Source organism: Yersinia entomophaga (assembly GCF_001656035.1).
In the GTDB taxonomy this organism is placed as follows: domain Bacteria; phylum Pseudomonadota; class Gammaproteobacteria; order Enterobacterales; family Enterobacteriaceae; genus Yersinia; species Yersinia entomophaga.
In genome coordinates this window covers 564,227-582,828 of record NZ_CP010029.1, presented here as the reverse complement: position 1 = coordinate 582,828, position 18,602 = coordinate 564,227, and the positions used below count along the sequence as shown (strand labels likewise).

Genomic DNA, 18,602 nt, shown 5'->3' with positions numbered 1-18,602 from the left:
ACCATTACTAATAAGTTTTATTATACAAACAGAAATGATATTTGACTTATTTATACGACAAAGTAAATCGATTCTTTACGCTAACAGATTTCTCACATCGATAAAATGGAAGCTCATTTTATTTAAGCTATAAAAAATGGCCGTCTGTTAGCGGCCATTTTCATTTATTTACGCCTCAGTTAATTCCGAAGTTATTGCGGTATTTCTGTCTGTGTTGTCGCGATAGCCGGTAAATCATTGGCGAAACCGCGTAATCCAACCACATGAACATGCTCATGATTCTGGAAAACTTTACGTACTAGTTTATAGGTGGTGCCTTTTTCCGGACTGATATTTTCCGGCGCAGCGATAATTAATTGCATTTCCAATCGTTCACACAGCTCGAACAGCGTCGCAATAGATTTCGCATCCAGTCGTGCGGCTTCATCAAGGAACAGCAAGCGACAAGGAGAAATATCTTTCCCGCGCAGGCGACGAGATTCCTCTTCCCAACTCTGCACCACCATCACCAGAATAGACATACCGGTACCGATAGCTTCACCGGTAGACAACGCCCCGCTCTCCGCGCGTAGCCAACCGTCTGCGCCACGGAAAACTTCAACTTCCAGCTCAAGGTAGTTACGGTAATCTAACAGCTCCTCACCGATGGTTTGCGGCAAACGCTGCCCCATATCCATTTGCGGGTTCAGGCGTTGATACAGTTTGGCCAGCGCCTCCGAGAAGGTCAGACGGTTGCTGTTAAACAGATCCTGATGCTGCTCCTGCTGCTCAGACAGCACATCCAGTAAAGTGGCATGGGCTTCTCGTACATTCACGTTCAACCGCACGCTTTTCACCTGTCCGAAGGAAACCGCCTGCAAGCCTTGGTTCAGCATACGAATACGGTTCTGCTCGCGCTGAATGGTTTTGCGGATGATATTCGCCACACTTTTGGAGCTAATTGCCAGTTTTTGTTCACGGGCAGTCAGTTCTTCGGTCAGGCGACCCAGCTCGATTTCCATCTGTTCAATGGCTTCAACCGGATCGTCGGTGCGAATAATATCCTGACGAATACGCTCGCGCAGATGCTGGTAAACCGCGATATAGAACTGAATTTTGCGTTCCGGACGCTTCGGATCTTCCGACAGACGCAGCACATCGCGCAGATGTTCGTTATCAGATACTGCCAGACGCAGTGCGCCTAGGGCTTTATCCGACATCGAACGCAGTTCTTCGCCGTCCATATACGCCAGTTCACGACGATGTAAGCGACGCTCGACGCCGTTATCTTTCACCATACGCATCACCGCGCACCAGCCGGATTTGGCATTCACCACCTGCTCGCGAATCTGGTGATAATCTCGCTCCAGTTTGCGCAGTTTCTTTTGCAGGCTATCCATTTCCGCTTCACAGAAGGTCAACTGTTTTTCCAGCTGATTACGACGTGAACGGTTGGTGCTGAGCGCCGCATGCAATTCATCGCGACGAGCTCGCGCACGCGCTTCTGCATTCGCATCGGCCTGAACGCCAATATCCTGCAATTCCTGGGTCAGCTCTTTGAGCATATCCCGCTTAGCATCATAAGAACTTTTCAGTGACGCCAGTACCTGACTGTACTGAGTGAACTGGGTCTGGTATTGACGTAATTGCTCGCGAGCGCGAGTACGATCGGCTTCCGCGTGCTCCAGACGTTGACGCAGTTTGTCGTTCAGATCGGAGTTTTCATTCAGCATACCGGCAGAATCGGTATAGCTGAAGTGAGCCCGGCGCTGAACCACTTCCGTTAAGGCAAAGGCCTGCTGCTTGGCCTGACGCTGACTGTTTTGCGCCTGAATATAGCTTTCTTTCAGCTGTTCATGCTGCTGCGGATCGCTTTGCAGCACCGCCAGTAAAGGCTCCAGCTTGATCAGAGCATTACCGTGCTGCTGAATATGACGCGCCGCTTCCTGCGCTTCAGCCAACTCTTCGCTGATTTCTTCCACCCGATCCTGCAAAGCGTCGTCAAGCAGCAAAGACACCAGCGGAATCAGTCGATTCAGCGCCGCAATGCCTTCTTTAGCCTGTTCAAACTGCTGACGCTGCTGCTGATTTTGATCTTCGTGAGCACTCAGAGCGCGCTCAATTTCACCGCGACGGGTATTCAGCAGGCGAATTTCAGCTTCTGGATCCGCATCGAAAGCCACCGCCAGATGAGAACCAATAAAGCGGCTGAATGCCTGATGGGCGCGCTGGGTTTTCTGTACGTCGAAGGAAAGCGTGGCATAACGTTCCGCCAGACTGTCACGCTCGGCGTGCAGGGTTTCCAGACGATTTTCCCGCGCCGCGCGGCCAAACAGCGGCACTTCCGGATAGCGGGAATAACGCCATTGGCGATCGGCGATTTTCACCACCACCGCTTTTTCATGTTCTTCGACGGCAAATACGCTGTCATCAAAGGACTGCGGGTCTCCTTCGATCAGATACAAGTCTTCCGGACAGTCTTCCAGCCCCACCAACTGATCGCGAACCAGCGACAGATCCGGTACCACGATACCGTGGCGAGATGGACCGTAGAGCGCGGAGAAGTACGGCGCATCGTCGATAGTGACATCGTCATAGATTTCAGACAGCAATACGCCGCCGAAACGCTCGGCTAACGCCACCATGCGCGGATCTTCCGCACCACTTGGCTGGCTCAGACGCTCAATTTGCGCTTCAATCTGACGTTTACGTGCCGCGACTTCATCGCGCTCAACGGTAGTTTCACGTTCGCGCTCAAGCAGTTGCTGCATGTATTCCGTCACCTGACGGCTGTCTTCCAGCGATACCCCACTTTGCTCACTCAGTTGATTCAGTGCGTCCTGCGCCGCAAGCCAGATGGGCGCACGGCTGGTTAGCGTCTGAATTTTCTGCTTAATCTGTTCCAGTTCCTGGCGCATTTCCATGCGGCGTTCACCGGCATCGGACACGCTGAGGGACAATTCCTCAACTTTTTGCTCCAGCTCACGCTGTAATTCTTCCAGCTCTTCAGGCTGATAAACCTGGCCCTGACGCTTACAGAACTCCTGCAACAGACGCTCGGCATCCTGCTGAGAACGCAGGCGCTGCTCCAGCTCAGACAAACGCATACGCAGCGGTTGTACTCGCTCCGCCAGATGTTGCTGCGACGGCCAATCACGCAATAATTCCCGTGCGGTCTGCCAGGCTTCGCTGCGGCTCACCTGACCGGCAATATTAACCACCAGCTGATAAGCCTGTTCAAACTGACTGTGCGCCGCATCAGCCACGCTGAGCTTTTGTTCCAGCAACAGCAGCGATTCCGTAGCTTCCTGCTCTTTAGCATGGAAAGTGTCCAGCCAATCTTCGGCGTTGTCAGCAGTCAAATCCGGGATCTGACACAGCGCGCGCGCGCGCTCCAAAGCCTGTAAAGCTTGCTGATACTGAATGGCGCGAGTTTGCTGCACATCCAGCGCCTGCTGATAATCTGCCAGCTGGCTTTTCAGCTCATCCACTTCTTGCTCGGCCGCTTCCGCACGGGCTTCGTTTTCCGCCTGCTGTTCGCTGGCTTCGGCCACCACTTCGTTCTGTTCTTCCAAGCGGTAAGTCAACTCTTCCAAATCGCTCTGATAACGCTCGATTTTTTCCTGCTGACGCATCGCCGTTTGCACCAAATTCAGGTGGTCGCTGGCGGCCTGATAATCGGTTTCCAAATCGGATTCAGCGGCGCTTTGTTCCGCCAGCTCGCGGGACATTTCTACGTGACGATACTGCTCAGTCACCAACTGCTTGCGGCTGCTAAGTAAATCGCGGCGCAGCACTAACGCGCCGTCCAGATGAATCCGGCGCTCGTTGGCGTGACGCATATAATCCGCCGCCACGTAGGAAGTGGCTTCGGAAATCAAATGCTTGAACAGATCACGATCCGATTGAGTCACGCGAATCGCTTCCAGCGTCATGCGGTTTTCCCGCAGCGCGGCTTCCATGTCCTGGAAGGCTTTACGCACGCCACTGTTTTCCGGCAACAGATAGTCGCGCAGCGAGCGGGTAATGGCGCTGGAAATCCCGCCATACAGAGAGGCTTCAATCAATCGGTAAAACTTGCTGCGATCGGCAGAAGAACGCAGGCGTTTTGGAATCACACCCAAATCAAACATCAGGGAGTGATAATCGGTGATGGAGTTAAATTGCTTAAACTGCACCCCTTCCATTTCTTCCACACGCTCTTTCAGCTCTTGCAGAGAAAGCACTCGCGCCTGACGCTCGCCTACCACTTCGGTGAGGATCTGCGTCGGCTGAATCGCCGTTGGCAAGCCCTGAATGGTGAAAGGTTTGATATCAACTTTACGATCGCGACCGGCCACCTGCTGCAAGCGCACCCCGACCACCACGCGCTGGTGACGGGAATTGATCACATCCAGCGTGGAATAACACACCCCGGCACGCAGTTTCCCGTGTAACCCTTTATCGCGGGAACCGCTGGTGGCACCGGCTTCGGTGGTGTTACGGAAATGCAGCAAAGTCAGATCGGGAATCAATGCCGTCACGAAAGCCGCCATGGTGGTGGATTTACCGGCTCCGTTACCGCCGGACAGCGTAGTAACCAACTCATCCAGATCGAAGGTGCGGGCAAAGAAACCGTTCCAGTTTACCAGCGTGAGTGAGCGAAATTTACCGCGTTCAATCATTCCTGTTCATCCTCTGCACTTTCCGCGGCATTCGCCTGGGTTGATTCGTTCTCGTCGTTATCGTCTTGCAGCGACAGACTGTTTTCCACCGCCATCGCTTCGCCATCACGAATCATACGTAACTGCGCTTCCCGCGGGTCATCGCCGCTGCGCACATCGGCACCAAAACGGAATACCGCTTCAGTAATGCGGAATTTGCTGCTGTCGTTGCCCATAAAGTAGAGCATACCTAAACGACGTAAGCGGTTGAGAGAAGTACGGACTTTCTCCTGCAACTTTTGCTTATCCAGATCGGAACCGGTAGAGCGCTGGTTAACAAACTTCAGCAACTTGCTCTCATCCGCCAGACTCAGCAACTCTTCATACATTTCCTGCTGGCTGAAAATCCCCTCGTGAGCCAGACGTTCCGGGCTGAGATAGAGATAGCACAGAATTTTACCCACCATCATGTCCAGTTCGGACAAGACCGAACGCGGGATCAGCGTGGTTGAACGCGGACGCAAATAGAAGAAACCTTCCGGCGCACGAATCAGCTCAACGTTATAGCGGGTATAAAATTCTTCCAACTGATCCTGAAAATCCATCAGGAAGGCGTGGTTGTCCAACTCATCTATGCCAATATGTCGGCCAGCTCGCAGCTGACTGTCCAATGCAGGAAACAGCGAATTGCTCAATGCCTGCGCCAGTTTAACTGGCATTACTAACTCAATATTTGTCGATGACATGTGCCTGCACCTTGGCTCCGTAATCATTAATCGCCAGCCATTCCGCCGGTAACCCTGAAAAATCGGCTTCGGCCACACCGAGGCGAACCGCCTGGTCGACCAGGATACGAGCCACGTCAAAATGACGAGCACGCGGATATTGCGCAAGATAATCGCGCATCACTTCCCCCAGATTAAGCGGTATCTGCTGTTGTTGATACACCAGCAGCGCCTGTTCAATCATGGCGGCAATTTGTTCGCGGATTTCGTTGAACTCTTCAAATTCGAGATCCGGCGGCAGTTCCCCGGTCACTTCCTCACTACGCAGAGCCAGTTCTTCATCACGCATATCCAGCATGCGGTCGGCGTTGGCGTAGGTCAGTGTCCACGGGTTATCAAAGTAATTCTGTACCGACTGACGTAAACGCTGAGCGAATACGCGGTTTTTATCCATATCGATAGCGGTACGAATAAATTTATGCACGTGGCGATCGTAACCGATCCACAGATCGATGGCCTGCTGTCCCCAGCTAATAATGCGATCCAGTTTGCTTTGCAAATCAAACACCAGCTTATCAACCAGATCCAAACCTGCATTACCGATAGTAGCTTCCTGAATACGCAGTAGATTAGCCTGTAATTTATCCCCGGCGGCTTCCAGCGTATCTTGCAGCTCGCGCAGGGTACCGGAAGTTTCAGACAACAACAGCTCACAGCTGGCAATCGCCGCGCGCCAGTCCTGATTGAGCAAAGCGGCGATATCTTCTTTCACGCTGTTTTGCTGCTCATCCATCAGGCGCTGGGTCATATCGATACTATCGAAGATTTCTGCGACGGAATATTTCAGCGGGGCAAAGACGTTACGATGCCAGTGGAATTCGTCGCCGCCCTCTTCTGCCGCTTCCGCCGCGCGCTGTAACTCTTGCGCCACAATAGATAACTGCATGGAAAGACGCAGCGTAGAGAATTCACGTTGACGAATATAATAATCGGTAATGCCGATGCCCAGCGGCGTTAGTCGGTAAATGGCATTGCCATCCGCCAGTTCGCTGGTGAATCGGTTAAGAAGACGCTGCCGAACCATATCATTAATGGCGTTATTGGCCCGTACGGCAACGGTTTCGTGGGTTTGTTCAAAGCCTTTACTGACGTGACGAAACGCATCGATCAGCTCGCCTTCGCTCATTTCGCCGTCCAACCGCTCACCGTTTAAGGTGGCAATGGCCAGAATAAATGCCAAACGCTCCGTTGGCAGCGAAATCGAGAAATCATTTTTTCGCGCCCAGGCGACCAGTTCGGGTACTGTCTGGGAAAATTCACTCATAGTTGGTCCTTCAGGTTCGGCTTAAACGCCATAACATGCACGTAGCGCCCCAAACTAATAAAGGGTTCCTGCCGACAATAGCGCTGTTCCAGCGCCAGTAGCTCAGCAAATTCTTCCACCTGCTGCTGTTTGTTCTTTAAGTAATCGTGGAACACCCGCACTCCCGTCTTGCCGCTAATGGTCATCCCCATTTGCTCAAGCCAGCCATAAACCTTAGGCGGGTCCAAAGGATACTGCGGCGACAGAGAACGTCGGCGGCGTCTTTTCACATCAGGCGTAGCCAGTTGGAAGTTACCCAACACGGCGTTTCGCATCACCAGGCCGTTTGAATTGAAAAACATCAGGGACAGGGCGCCGCCGGGGGTTAATGCATCACAAAGTACCTGTAAAACCTCTTCGGGTTCCGCAATCCACTCCAACACCGCGTGAAACAATACCAGATCAACCGGCTGTTCCAAATGTTGGGTGATATCCTGAGCCGCACTTTGTATAAATTGCATGTTGTGGCTCACTCCTTTTTCCTGCGCAGCCGCCTGCGCGCGCTGAATCATCTCGCCGGAAAGGTCGCACAACATTACCTGATGTCCAAGGGCAGCCAACTGACAGGCCATATGTCCTTCACCACCGCCCGCGTCGAGAATCCTTAGCGGTCGCTGCGGCAACTGTGTCAACAGCTCGGTGATATCTTGCCAAACCACGGCCTGACGAATCATTCCCTTCGTCGTGCCGTAGATATTACGCGAGAATTTTTCGGCAATATCATCGAAATTGCGATCCTGCTGCATGGACAACTGCTCCGTTAATGAAATCTATACCTTTTCACTTTCGCTCTATCGCCTGTAAGCCAGGGTACGAAACTTCGCGGGTATATAACGACAGGGGAAAAAGAGTTCGCCCCAAATATGCTATTTTGGCACAGCCAGACGTAGAATAAATCTTCTTGGGCAGTAATCCCGCCCGGATGCCGTTTTTTCAGCCAAAAGGTTCACTTTTTCATGCTATTCACCCTAAAAAAGTTCCTCGGCGGGTTATTAATGCCGCTACCACTTTTACTTATATTAATAGGTTTGGCTTTAATCCTATTATGGTTTACCCACTGGCAAAAAAGTGGCAAGGCGCTGCTCACCCTAAGCTGGTTAGTATTATTGCTTATTAGCCTGCAACCCGTGGCCGATCGTTTATTGCTACCTATCGAAAATAAGTATGCCACTTATCAGGGTAATGATCGGGTAGATTACATTGTTGTCCTCGGTGGCGGCTATACCTTTAATCCGAATTGGGCACCCAGCGCGAATTTATTTCCCAATAGTTTGCCAAGAGTCACTGAAGGTATTCGACTGTATTTACAGCATCCGGGCAGCAAACTGGTATTTACCGGCGGCTTTGGCCCCGCTTCGCAAAGCAGCGCCCGAACCGCTGCGCAGGTTGCTCAAAGTCTGGGCGTAGCGAGCAGTGATATTGTGATGTTGGAAAAACCGAAAGATACCGAAGAAGAAGCGGCAGACGTGGCCACTCTGGTGGGAGATAAACCTTTCCTGTTGGTCACTTCGGCTAATCACCTGCCGCGCGCCATTAATTTCTTTACTGCCAAGGGATTACATCCTATTCCCGCCCCAGCAAATCAATTAGCCATTACCAGCCCGTTACACAGCTGGGAACGCGCTATTCCCGCCGCCAGCTATCTTTATCACAGTGAACGTGCCTGGTACGAAACCTTAGGGAAACTCTGGCAATGGGTGAAATCCCCCGCCGACGCTCCAAGTCATTAACCCTAAGGAAAGGGAAATCAGGCAAGCCAAGGCAATAGTTGGCTGGCTGCGCGATCAAACAGTGGCCGGTCGAAATAGCCGGTGTGAATAAATCGTCCGACTAATTCCCAAAGCGTGTACAGCCAGCGGCGGTAGACAAAAGCCTCAGAAACCGGGGCTTTCTGCAAATAGCGGTACAATAGCTGGCTTGGCATCCCTTCTTCGCTCAGACGGAAAAGATCGTATTCGCGCGGAGCCCACAGCACCGAGCCGGGATTTAACATCGCTAATAACTGATCGCTACGGGGATCTTTCAGCATACTTCTCAGAGTTAAATTACCGTGAATCAGCACGCAACTGTCGTCAAAATCGGCAAAAAGCTGAGATAATCCCGCCCTAGAACGGTATAAAACGGCACGGTCGTCCAGAGTGACTAGCGGTGAGCTGAGGTTGCTTAAACTGGACCATAACACCTCTACCCGCTGTTGATACCAGCTAAACCAATCATTTTCCTGCATACTGTCTACATTGCCGACGCAGCCGTGGCTATCAATGCGATGCCAGGCCAGTACGCCTTCAACGATTTGATCCATCAATACATTCCAGCGTTCTGGCGTCCGTGGGGGCGCTTCCACTGAGACGCCCCTTAGTCGTTCCATTAGCAGAATTTCTTTGTAAGGAGTCTGATGGGTCATCACCAAACCATAGACCGTAGGTAAACGAATATCTCCGTCCCGCGCCAGCATCGACAGTTTATAGGCCTCCTGCTGGGCAATGCCCTGACAAACATAGCTTTTCGCCAATAACGGGATCGCGTGCCCCTGTTTGTCATAAATTGCAAACAAATGGGCATAAGGCTGCTCACTGACACATTCAAGCCGGGTAATGGATTCACCCAATACAATACTTAATTCGGCCTTTAACTGTTCCATACTAGGTTTGCCCATTATGACTGACAGCAGAATGACGATTGCGGTAGAACACCATAATGAGATGAGCTTGGGGATATTTCCAGAATGCAGATCAAACAAAAGCGGGCAAACAACAAAAAGGCGGGGAAATAATTACGCCGGGTGACCAGCACTCCGGCGTTTGGTTTTGCTATCTTTTTACAATTTTGGTTTTACAATCGACCTAGGGTTTCGGCGCGACTTTCTATCTACTTGATTTATTGAGTAGAATATCCCGTACTCTTTGCAGGTCTTCCTGGGTATCTACGCCCACCGCCGGCGCGGCTTTCGCCACGGCAACGTGAATTTTCTCTCCGTACCATAAAACCCGCAGTTGTTCGAGCAGCTCGATCTGTTCCAGCTTACTTGGCGCCCAATTAACATAGCGGCGAATAAAACCGGCGCGATAAGCGTAAATCCCGATGTGACGTAAGAAGCAGTCACCGATGCTGTCTTTAGACTGAGCAAAACGCTCTCTTTCCCACGGAATCGCCGCGCGGGAGAAATACAGCGCGTAGCCCTGAGCATCCATCACCACTTTCACTGCGTTGGGATTAAAAGCTTCTTCGCTGCTTTCAATTGGCACTGCCAATGTCGCCATACCGGCGCTGGAAGCCGCCAGATTGCTAGCTACCTGGCTGATAATCACCGGAGGAATGAGCGGTTCATCGCCTTGTACGTTGACAATAATATCGTCATCAGCGAAACCGTAGCGTTCAATCACTTCGGCCAGCCGCTCAGTACCGGACTGATGATCGGCGCGAGTCAGACAAACTTCGCCGCCTGCGGCCTGCACGGCACGAACCACGTCATCATGATCGGTGGCGACAATCACCCGACTGGCACCAGACTCCAGTGCGCGCTCCATCACATGTACCACCATCGGCTTACCGCCAATGTCCGCCAGCGGTTTACCCGGCAGCCGGGTTGAAGCATAACGAGCAGGAATAATCGCGATAAAACTCATGCGTGCTTCTCATCAACGGAAAGGGCGCGCGCTTCATTCTCCAGCAAAACCGGAATGCCATCGCGAACGGGGTAAGCCAGATTGTCGGCTTTGCACACCAACTCCAGATTTTCTTTATTAAAATACAGTTTGCCATTGCACACTGGGCAAGCAACGATTTCGAGTAAACGGTGATCCATACACCCTCCGAGGACGTGGAGCTATCGACAGCAGGAAAGCGTAAGAGAATAGCATATCCACTCAGGCAGGTTAACCAACTCAATATTCCATTACTGCGAGCGATAACTCATCAAGAACGGCAACAAAGAAAAATGGCATTTTTCGGTGAATGTTATTGATATGTTGAAATACGGGGAGTAGAATTTTGTGACTTACATCACACAATTTATTTCTTGGATTGAAGATGAAACTGTTTCATAAAATCATCGCGATGTTCGCTAACTTTAGTCATTAAGAATCGAATAAAATTCAGATTTTAATTAACCAAATAAAGAGCACCTGTATTACCATCGCATATCGAAGTATCGGTAAAATACAAACGGCTACCTTGGTAGCCGTTCGCTTTAAAAAGCAATCACATCGGCCGCAGAAGGCCCGTGAATACTTTTGTAAGTGGAGAACTCTACGTTCTGTCCTTCACTTAGTGATTTATTTTTGGTGTTGGCAATTGCCATTTTGCTGACATAAACATCCAGCCCACCATCGAGTGGTGAAATAAAACCGTAGCCTTTCAGCTGGTTGAACCATTTCACCCGACCCATTTTTAACGTCATAATAAATTTCCTTTTACTGGGCATCCTAACAACTCATTTTTATTTATTGTTTAGATGCAGTTGCCCATCCTAAAGTTTTTTGATTAAACCTCTATGAGCTTGAATTAATGAAAAAACCCGCATAATGCGGGTCTTAGAATTTTTAAATATTCAGGTCAACGGTTAGCGCATTTGCTTTACCATTTTTTATCCTAAAATATTTTAAACATTATTAATCTCTGAATTACAGAGCAACAACGTTTGCAGCAGCCGGCCCGCGCGGGCTGTCTTCAACGGTGTATTCTACACGCTGGCCTTCAGCCAGAGTTTTGAATCCGTCAGTGGCGATTGCAGAGAAATGTACGAATACATCTTTGCCACCGTCGTTTTGTTCAATAAAACCAAAACCTTTGCTTTCGTTGAACCATTTAACTTGACCAGTCTTCTTAGACATAAACTTTACCTTCAAAAATATTTATAACTCGCCATAAGGCACTTATTGCTATCTAAAATAGCTGGACTGTATTCAGGAACGTTACTTATGGAAGTTGTTTACCGGAGATTCTTAGAAGGTTCGTCTTTGAAGCGGAATCAAATGATAACGGCTTGGGAGGAACTGCTAGTACTCTTTATACTCTCACTACACACGCTTACACATAAATAGGTCTGCATCACAGGCCGCGGCTATTAACGCATAAAATAAATAGCCGCGCAACTATTTTCTCTTCTATTTTATTGCCGAAATAAGAATCAATGAGAGCTGGCGCATAATTCCTCAATATTCTCCTGCGGGTTGTCCTCGACTCTGCGTTTCCTGCCTAGACTAAAAGGCAGCTTAGCGTTGATGTATCCCTATTTTTTCTAAGCCATTTTCGTACTAAGAAAAACAGTAAAAAATATAGACGATAAAAGGAGTTACCCTATTATGAACACCCCACAGCTGATTCAGCCAGATCAGATTCGCGCTGGATTCTCTCGTGCCATGTCCGAGATGTACCAAACTGAAGTTCCTCTTTACAGCACCCTATTGCAGATTGTTGCCCAAACCAATCAGCAGGCGATGGCTGAACATCCGGAACTGAAAAAACACTTAGCCCGCACTGGCGAAATTGAGCGGCTGAATATGGAGCGGCACGGCGCAATCCGCGTCGGAACCGCCGCCGAACTAGCGATGTTACGCCGCCTGTTTGCTGTGATGGGCATGGTTCCTGTGGCCTATTACGATCTGGCTCCAGCGGGAGTGCCAGTACATTCCACCGCGTTTCGCGCCATCCACGAGACATCGCTTCAGGCCAGCCCGTTTAGGGTATTCACTTCCCTGCTGCGGCTGGAACTGATCGAACAACCGGAATTACGTCAGCTAGCGGCGGAAATACTGGCGCGCCGCACTATTTTTACCCCACGCGCTCTTGAGCTGATTAAACGTCATGAAATCGCTGGCGGTTTGACTCGGCAAGAAGCTGACGACTTTATCACTCAGGCTTTAGAAACTTTCCGCTGGCACAATGCTGCGACCGTGAACGCCGAGATATATCAACGCCTGCACGACCAGCACCGCCTGATTGCCGACGTAGTCGCATTTAAAGGGCCGCACATTAATCATTTAACGCCACGAACGCTGGATATCGACGCCGTTCAACGAGCAATGCCGGAGCATAGTATTACGCCTAAAGCGGTAATCGAAGGCCCGCCAGCCCGCCGCTGCCCTATTTTGCTGCGCCAAACCAGTTTCAAAGCGTTGGAAGAGCAGGTTGCTTTCCCACAAGCAAATGGACAGAGCATTCAGGGTAAGCATACTGCACGTTTCGGCGAAATCGAACAGCGTGGCGCCGCTCTAACCGCCAAAGGGCGTGCATTATACGATCGCTTATTACAAGCCGCACAGGATGAACTGCAACAGCCCGCCTGTGAGAAAAATGCCAATAGGTATATGGCACTGCTGTCTCATCACTTTAGCGCCTTCCCTGATGATCACGAGGCGATGCGCTCGCAGAAACTGGCCTTCTACCGCTATTTTCCAACGGGGAAAATGCCAGATATCGAGCTAAAAAACCGCAACAGTGCTTCTCTTGACGATCTTATCAATAGCGGTTATATCGACTTTGAACCTTTGGTGTATGAGGATTTTCTGCCAGTCAGTGCCGCAGGAATATTTCAGTCGAACCTGGGAGATAAAGCGCGCACGCACTTTAGCGAACACTCCAGTCGGGAAGCGTTTGAGCGAGATTTAGGCACGCCGGTTATCGATGAACTGGCACTGTATGAAGATACACAGCGCCGCTCGATAGCGGCCTGTGCTCAGATTCTAGGTTTGCCTGAGATTTTATCGGATTAGGTGATGCGCTAATCGTCAGCGCTACGTAGCGAAATAATCCGAGCCAATAATTGCTCGGTCTGTGCTGGCGGTAATTCTGCCGTTACCGGCAGATACCACCAATTAGGCTGAGCAAACTTGCAGCATTTAACCGCATCTTTCTCGGTCATTAACAGGGTTTGACTATCACTGGTCAGACTCTGGAGCTGGGACAGCGAAAAATCCTGATGATCAGCAAAAGCGTGTTCTTTCTCTATCGTAACCCCTAATTGACGTAAGGTTCGGAAAAAGCGTGGCGGATGCCCGATACCAGCCATGGCAACGATATTCTTTAGCTGTTCAGCAGGCAATTGCTCACCAGTCAGAATATTCACCGCATGCCCCGCTTTTAGCAGCATTGGCACTTCTCCCGCAGCCGCGGTTCCGCCGTTCGTGATAATGGCATCCACGGATGCCAATCGCTCAGGCCTTTCACGCATTGGCCCGGCAGGCAACCACCAGCCGTTACCAAATCGACGAACGCCGTCCACCACCACAATTTCAAAATCTCGTTGCAAAGCATAATGCTGTAAACCATCGTCGGTGATAATCACATCAAGAGCATGGTTTTTTAGCAGAGCCTGAATCGCCTCCGAGCGTTTCGGCGCAACGGCTACAGGCGCACCGGTACGTTGGAATATCAACACCGGCTCATCGCCAGCCTGCGTCGTTGGTGTATTTTCATTCAGCACCAACGGGTAGCTATCGGCTTTTCCACCGTAACCACGAGAAACAACGCCAACGCGTTGACCCCGCAGCCGCAGTTGCTCCACCAGCCAGATAACGACTGGCGTCTTGCCGTTGCCACCAGCAGTCAGATTCCCCACCACCACGACGGGTACAGGGGAACGCCAGCTAGTACGCAAACCCAGTCGATAACTGCTTTTTATCAACCAGCTAATCCCACCGTACAGCCAGGATAGCGGTAATAACAGCCAATACAGTCGCGATTCGCCTGACCAGATACGCTCAATCATTGGCCAAACTGCATGCGGCTAAGCTGAGCATAGGCGCCTTGACGAGCGAGCAGCTCGCTGTGTTCCCCACGTTCGATAATGCGGCCGTCTTCAATAACCAGAATTTCATCGGCTTTTTCAATCGTCGACAGACGGTGAGCAATCACCAACGAGGTGCGGTTTTTCTGCAATTCATCCAACGCCGCCTGAATAGCTCGCTCAGATTCAGTATCCAAAGCCGAAGTCGCTTCATCCAAAATCAGAATCGGGCAGTCACGCAGTAATGCGCGGGCAATAGCAATACGCTGGCGCTGACCACCAGAAAGCATCACGCCGTTTTCACCAATCACCGTATCCAGACCGTTATCCATTTTCTCAATAAAGTCCATGGCATAGGCCATGCGCGCCGCTTTTTCTATCTCTGCGCGGGTATATTGTTCATCTCTGGCATAGGCAATGTTATTAGCGACGGTATCGTTGAATAGATGTACGTTTTGCGAAACCAGCGCCACCTGATTACGCAGAGAACTAAGTTTGTATTCCCGCAGGTCGTGGCCATCCATCAGGATACTGCCGGAGCTGACGTCATAAAAACGAGTAATCAGGTTAGCAATCGTTGATTTACCCGAGCCTGAACGCCCTACCAAGGCTACGGTTTTACCGGCTTCGATATGCATATTGATATCTATCAGCGCTGGCGTTTCTTTGCCTGGGTATTTAAAGGTCACATTACGGAAATCGATATCCCCTTTTACGCGATCGATTTCTAATTTGCCGTCGTCTTTTTCCTGTTCCATATCCAGAATACTGAATAACGTCTGACAGGCCGCCATACCGCGTTGGAACTGGGCGTTGACGTTAGTCAGAGACTTCAACGGACGCATCAAGGCAATCATGGAAGAGAAAACCACGGTAATAGTACCGGCAGTCAGCGTTTCCATCACGCTTGGGAAACTGGCAGCATAAAGCACAAATGCCAGCGCAAATGAAGCAATCAACTGAATAATAGGATCGGAAATAGAAGAGGCAGAAACCATTTTCATGCCCTGCTGACGCATCCGGTTACTCACGGTATCAAAACGTTCGGTTTCTACTTTTTGACCGCCGAAGATCAATACTTCTTTATGCCCTTTCAGCATCTGCTCAGCGCTGGTCGTCACCTGCCCCATGGTGCTTTGCATATTCTTACTGATATTACGGAAGCGCTTGGATACCATGCGAATAGCGATGGAAACGATCGGCGCAATAACGATTAAAATCAGCGACAACTGCCAGCTGTAATAAAACATCATGATAAACAGGCCGATAATCGACGCACCTTCTCTCACTACGGTAATCAACGCGCTGGAAGAAGAAGAAGCCACCTGCTCGGAATCATAAGTAATCCGCGACAGCAATGTGCCTGTAGATTGTTGATCGAAAAAAGATACTGGCATGCCCATCATATGGCTAAACAGGCGGCGGCGCATATGCATCACCACTTTGCCCGAAACCCATGAAATACAGTAGCTGGAGATAAAACCGCTGATCCCGCGAACCAACATCAATCCAATAATGGCCAGTGGCATCCACATCAGGATAGAACTGTTCGACTTACCAAAACCATCATCCAGCAACGGTTTTAACAACGACAGCATAAAGGTATCGCTGGCCGCATTCAGAATTAGCGCTATCGCCGCAGCGATAAGACCGGTTTTAAAAGGAGCGATCATCGGCCAAAGGCGACGGAAGGTCTGCCAGGTGGAGAGATCTTTATCATTCATCATTCAAATACCAGTACCAGAAGAAATAGCGGCCTATTCTACTCATTATGGCTCCCAACACCAAATCGCTGGTGGTACCAACGGGGAAATAATTGTTCTCTATAACCTTTAATCTGCCAATCATGGTCTGAGAAAGAGATACTGAGCTGCCCAGAGCGCGATGTATCACGCCAGATAATCCCATTTTCTTTGTAACGATTGATGACTTTTTTCGCTGGCAAGTGCCATTGGTTATAACGTGATGCCGATGCCATAGCTAATTCAGGCTGTACCGCGCGGAGAAAAGGAGCGATAGACGAGGTATTGCTCCCATGATGTGGAACCTGTAGCAACGTAGACCGCAATTTATGGCGGGATGTTTTAACCAGCTGTCGCTCGCTTTTCCTTTCAATATCTCCGGTAAGCAGCAGACTATGCTTGCCCTCTGAAATGCGAATGACGCAGGAATCGTCGTTTTGCGCATTTTCGGTCAATTGTGGCGGCCAGAGCACCTCAAAATCAAGCTGCTGCCACTGCCAGCGATCCCCTCGCCGACAGGGTAATAACCACCTATTGGGTTCAATATTCTTTATGGGAAAAGGTGCCCTCACTTTAGCCATAGGAAAGGCAGCGCGAATCAACTCTAACCCGCCGGAATGATCCAAATGATCGTGACTCAGAATAATATGATCCACCGTTAAACCTCGCCATTTGAGATACGGCAAAATCGCTTTTTCCGCCATGCTGCCCGTCCTCCAGCGATTACCGGTATCAAATATCACCGCCCTGCGTTCCCGCTCTATAACGATGGCTAAACCATGTCCAATATCCAGCATATCAACTCGCCATCGGTGGGTATCTCGCCGTTGAGCGATAAGAATCAAATTGACGCAGAGAGCAATAACGGCGAAAGGATATAAACTCCACCACCGGAAACGCCATATCACTACGCCCAGCCAGCCTAGACAGCCAATCGCCATCGCCGTTTCGCCAGTGTGCTGCCAGCCTGCTTTTAAGTTGTTTAAAGGCAGCATAGCGATCTCTAGCGAGCTATTGGCCAACGACCAGAAGACTTCCGCAAATGAGGAGAAAAATGAAAATACCAATGCTACTAACACCAAGGGAACGGTGATAAATGACACTATTGGCATCGCCCATAAATTCGCGGGAAACGAGGATAGGCTAATGCCATGAAATAGGAGCATTTGCAACGGCATGAGTAACAACATCATCCCAAATTGTAAATGCGCCAGGCGGAGTGGCCAGGCATAGCGATTTTTCGTTAGAAATGGGGAAAGTAGTGGAACCCAGTGCAGCCAAAACAGCAAACTCAGTACTGCCATACAGGATAACCAAAAACTATCTGATAGCAGTGTTAAAGGCTCACTAAGCAGTATCAGTGCCACCGCCCATAGCCAAACCTGCCAAGGGCTGGATAGAACGCCAAACAGCCGTAAAGCTAACCACAGCGTTAAAACCAATCCTGCCCGCAATGCCGGTGGGTTAGCACCCGCTAGCCAAACATAGGTTAATGCGAGCAGCCACCCGCAAAGTAATGGCAATAAGGGGCCTATCCAGCGCGTCGGAAATAAATATTGAATCGCTCTCGCTAATAAACGGCCAAATAACGCCGCCATAACAATATGTAGACCCGAAATAGCCATAAGATGCGCAGTGCCGGTTTTTCGCAAAGTCTCCCACTGCTGTAGTGATAATTCCCCCCGCTCGCCAAAAGCCAGCGCTAATAGCAAGGACCTCTGACTATAGGACTGCAATTGCCGATCTGTTCTAGAGATGATGTCCTGCCGTAAATGACAATTCCCCTCCAACATCCGCCCAGTGATAATTCGCCCGGTCAGAGGCCGTCGATTGGCCATTGCCCAACGTTGGCTATCGAATCCGCCTTCATTAAGCAAGCTGTGTACTGGCCTCATGCGGATCTTTAGCTGCCAGCGCTGACCAGAACAGGATGCAGGCCATTTTTTTGGCCAATGGACCGAAACGGAAACCGGTGGAAAGACTCGACGACCATCTGCCTGCTCGATTTTCAATAGCATTCTGGCGCTCTCCTCCCTATGGCTAATTAAAGAAATGCTGGCAACAGTAGCAACGATCAACTTATCTCCCTGAACCATATACTCTATTTGATTCACCAGACCGGCAGCCTGCCAGTTTCCCCATAAAAAGCTCAATATTGGCAAAGCCGCAAACCGAGCGTTTTTATAACCGCTAAGCCACAGGATAATGGCGGTAAACAGCAATAATAAAACTGGCACAGTACCCGGTAAGCGTGGGATAAACATCAGTGGTAGCAAACCTATAATTAACGCCCCAGCACATCGATCGATTGATAACACAGTAAAAAATCATCCTTTGATAATTAGCTATTGGTCTTTTCACAGCATCCTGCCGCTAAGCGTATTTTCAGTATTAAAGCGTGCTTTACCAGCATCAAGACTAAAT

14 protein-coding genes are annotated in these 18,602 nt (G+C 50.1%); 2 read left to right on the top strand and 12 right to left on the bottom strand.

Translation table 11 applies throughout. The annotated features are described in order from the left end of the window. Window positions 1-191: 191 nt before the first annotated feature. Genes mukB through cmoM form a run of 4 tightly spaced genes read right to left on the bottom strand, consistent with a single transcriptional unit; the run spans window position 192 to window position 7,456 of the window. A complete protein-coding gene (mukB, locus tag PL78_RS02730) occupies window positions 192-4,643 on the bottom strand; it encodes a chromosome partition protein MukB (RefSeq protein WP_064512913.1) in 4,452 nt (1,483 codons plus the stop codon). After that, window positions 4,640-5,368 (bottom strand): chromosome partition protein MukE, encoded by a 729-nt coding sequence (gene mukE, locus PL78_RS02725; RefSeq protein WP_064512911.1) that lies wholly within the window; start codon window positions 5,366-5,368, stop codon window positions 4,640-4,642. Before mukE ends, mukB begins: the two co-directional genes overlap by 4 nt. After that, window positions 5,349-6,671 (bottom strand): chromosome partition protein MukF, encoded by a 1,323-nt coding sequence (gene mukF, locus PL78_RS02720; protein WP_049596498.1) that lies wholly within the window; start codon window positions 6,669-6,671, stop codon window positions 5,349-5,351. The genes mukE and mukF overlap by 20 nt, the downstream gene beginning before the upstream one ends. Further along, window positions 6,668-7,456: a tRNA uridine 5-oxyacetic acid(34) methyltransferase CmoM gene (gene cmoM / locus PL78_RS02715; protein ID WP_049596499.1), complete on the bottom strand. Its 789-nt coding sequence runs from the start codon at window positions 7,454-7,456 to the stop codon at window positions 6,668-6,670. Before cmoM ends, mukF begins: the two co-directional genes overlap by 4 nt. A gap of 210 nt (window positions 7,457-7,666) precedes the next feature. Here cmoM and elyC point away from each other — a divergent pair, with 210 nt between their 5' ends. Continuing rightward, window positions 7,667-8,440: an envelope biogenesis factor ElyC gene (elyC, locus tag PL78_RS02710; RefSeq protein WP_064512909.1), complete on the top strand. Its 774-nt coding sequence runs from the start codon at window positions 7,667-7,669 to the stop codon at window positions 8,438-8,440. A 17-nt stretch (window positions 8,441-8,457) separates the two neighbouring features. Here the strand turns inward: elyC and PL78_RS02705 are convergent, their stop codons facing one another. The 5 genes from PL78_RS02705 to cspE form a co-directional block, all read right to left on the bottom strand. Next, the gene (locus tag PL78_RS02705) at window positions 8,458-9,351 is read right to left on the bottom strand and encodes a YcbJ family phosphotransferase (protein ID WP_064518209.1); all 894 of its coding nucleotides are present in this window, start codon (window positions 9,349-9,351) and stop codon (window positions 8,458-8,460) included. A gap of 223 nt (window positions 9,352-9,574) precedes the next feature. Continuing rightward, window positions 9,575-10,336, bottom strand: coding sequence for a 3-deoxy-manno-octulosonate cytidylyltransferase (gene kdsB / locus PL78_RS02700; protein ID WP_064512907.1), 762 nt, complete (start codon window positions 10,334-10,336; stop codon window positions 9,575-9,577). Continuing rightward, window positions 10,333-10,515: a Trm112 family protein gene (locus PL78_RS02695; protein ID WP_004717378.1), complete on the bottom strand. Its 183-nt coding sequence runs from the start codon at window positions 10,513-10,515 to the stop codon at window positions 10,333-10,335. Before PL78_RS02695 ends, kdsB begins: the two co-directional genes overlap by 4 nt. Before the next feature lie 384 nt (window positions 10,516-10,899). Further along, window positions 10,900-11,109, bottom strand: a complete 210-nt coding sequence (locus PL78_RS02690; protein ID WP_064512906.1) for a cold-shock protein — start codon at window positions 11,107-11,109, stop codon at window positions 10,900-10,902. 223 nt (window positions 11,110-11,332) lie between these two features. Beyond that, window positions 11,333-11,542: a transcription antiterminator/RNA stability regulator CspE gene (gene cspE, locus PL78_RS02685; RefSeq protein ID WP_004717375.1), complete on the bottom strand. Its 210-nt coding sequence runs from the start codon at window positions 11,540-11,542 to the stop codon at window positions 11,333-11,335. 471 nt (window positions 11,543-12,013) lie between these two features. Between cspE and hglS the strand changes: the two genes are divergently transcribed. Further along, complete coding sequence (gene hglS / locus PL78_RS02680; protein ID WP_064512904.1) at window positions 12,014-13,423, top strand: 2-oxoadipate dioxygenase/decarboxylase HglS; 1,410 nt, start codon at window positions 12,014-12,016, stop codon at window positions 13,421-13,423. An 8-nt stretch (window positions 13,424-13,431) separates the two neighbouring features. Here the strand turns inward: hglS and lpxK are convergent, their stop codons facing one another. Genes lpxK through PL78_RS02665 form a run of 3 tightly spaced genes read right to left on the bottom strand, consistent with a single transcriptional unit; the run spans window position 13,432 to window position 18,442 of the window. Continuing rightward, window positions 13,432-14,418: a tetraacyldisaccharide 4'-kinase gene (gene lpxK, locus PL78_RS02675; protein WP_064512902.1), complete on the bottom strand. Its 987-nt coding sequence runs from the start codon at window positions 14,416-14,418 to the stop codon at window positions 13,432-13,434. Continuing rightward, window positions 14,415-16,163, bottom strand: a complete 1,749-nt coding sequence (gene msbA / locus PL78_RS02670) for a lipid A ABC transporter ATP-binding protein/permease MsbA (RefSeq protein WP_064512900.1) — start codon at window positions 16,161-16,163, stop codon at window positions 14,415-14,417. The genes lpxK and msbA overlap by 4 nt, the downstream gene beginning before the upstream one ends. 35 nt (window positions 16,164-16,198) lie before the next feature. Then, on the bottom strand, window positions 16,199-18,442 hold the full coding sequence (locus tag PL78_RS02665) for a ComEC family protein (RefSeq protein ID WP_235600997.1): 2,244 nt from the start codon (window positions 18,440-18,442) through the stop codon (window positions 16,199-16,201). Window positions 18,443-18,602 lie beyond the last annotated feature (160 nt).